The sequence below is a fragment of the Paraburkholderia sediminicola genome (genome assembly GCF_046026895.1).
GTDB classification, from domain to species: domain Bacteria; phylum Pseudomonadota; class Gammaproteobacteria; order Burkholderiales; family Burkholderiaceae; genus Paraburkholderia; species Paraburkholderia sediminicola_C.
Map to the genome: position 1 here is coordinate 1 of NZ_JAQQEU010000211.1, position 1,613 is coordinate 1,613.

Genomic DNA, 1,613 nt, shown 5'->3' on the forward strand with positions numbered 1-1,613 from the left:
AGATATGGCAAAGCTGCAGACCCTTGGATGACCTTGCTGGGCTACTTCAATTCTATGCGAGAGCTAGGCGGCATGCGACGGCTTGTGGACGATGATATTCGCTCGCGGTTGCGGGACATGGAAAGCCGTGGACTGGCGAAACGTCATACGCCAGCTCTGGAAGAATTGACCTCTCGGAAAAACTCGCGCGATATTCCCGGCTTGCTGGACCGACTGGAGTTCGCACACGACCCGTTGTTGCCGCCCCATGCACGGGCAAGTAGCAGGCCGACCCGGGCCAATCCTCTTGACGTAGTGCTGGCGACAAACATGATATCCGTTGGGGTTGACGTCAAGCGGTTGGGACTTATGGTTGTCGGTGGACAGCCCAAGGGAACTGCTGAATACATCCAGGCAACGAGTCGCGTCGGGCGGAACGCACAGGCCCCCGGCCTTGTTTGCACTGTCTACAATTGGGGGCGGCCGCGCGACCTTTCTCATTACGAGCGATTCGAGCATTACCACGCCACCTTCTACCAGCATGTGGAAGCACTTTCAGTCACGCCGTTCGCAGCACGAGCGGTTGACCGAGGGGTGTCTGCTGTCCTAGCCGCGCTGGTTCGTCTGCCTGCCTCCGAATTTAACGAGAACCTGGCAGCGGGACGACTAGACGGTTCGCACGCGATTGTGAAGGATGCGATTAAGGCGATAGCTCAGCGCGCCACATCCGTGACACAGTCGACGGCGCAAGGACAGCGGGTGGAGAAGCTGTTGAAGGCCCGAATTGATTTTTGGCTCAAGAAGGCTGCGTCTAAACCTGGCGGAGCGCGGTTAGGTTACCAAGGCCAGAGAGACGGGACGACAGTTGCGTTGCTCGAGAAGACCGGAGCGGGAGAGTGGGAAGACTTCACCTGTCTAGGTTCGCTACGCGACGTCGAGCCGAGTGTTGGCCTAATCATGGACGACAAACCACTCGATGACGGGTACGGGCAAGGGTATTCGGCGCCAGCGCCTGCTGTTGCGAGTGGCCCAAGCGTTCAGCCGTCGACGGCCGGAGAACAAAAATGACGAAACACAAGGTCGGCGATATTAGACCAACGCAACTCCTGAATGTGTATGGAGTCGGCGCAATGATTGACCTTCCCAACATCGCTGGGATGGTCATGGGGCTGGACGACTGGGATACGACACATTCTGTATTGGTCAGCGAAGAGCGCCTGCTTCGCGCGGTACGCGTTCAACTGGGCGACCAGGTGGAGAAACTTTTGCTCCCACCGGTCGAACCAGACACTGCTTCTGCGGACCCGCTCGGAGCCGCGAAAATTGGAGTTCCGGTTGCGGCGTTTCCGCAGTGGTTTAGGTGCCCGTGGTGTGAACTGCTGGCGCCAATTAGCTCTGGCCTGTTCGAACTGAAAACCGACCCTTACCGACCGGACCGGGCTCGCTTTGTCCATGCGAACTGCAGTAAGGCCGGACAGCCCCCGGTTGCGCTGCCGGCGCGGTTCCAAATGGCATGCAGTCACGGCCATCTTGATGATTTTCCATGGTTGCGCTTTGTGCATCGTGGTGCTGCCACATGCAATGGTCCACTGAGGCTGAAGAAAATTGGTGCCTCAGATGAGGCGGTCGATTTG

Annotated in this window: 2 protein-coding genes; both read left to right on the top strand. The window is 58.2% G+C overall.

Annotated elements, in window-relative coordinates:
• Window positions 1-1,047: helicase-related protein (locus PQR02_RS40325; RefSeq protein ID WP_408243369.1), on the top strand; the 1,047-nt coding region annotated here is incomplete at its 5' end.
• Window positions 1,044-1,613 (top strand): DUF8724 domain-containing protein (locus PQR02_RS40330; RefSeq protein WP_494478103.1); only part of this gene is annotated, 570 nt, incomplete at its 3' end. The genes PQR02_RS40325 and PQR02_RS40330, both read left to right, overlap by 4 nt.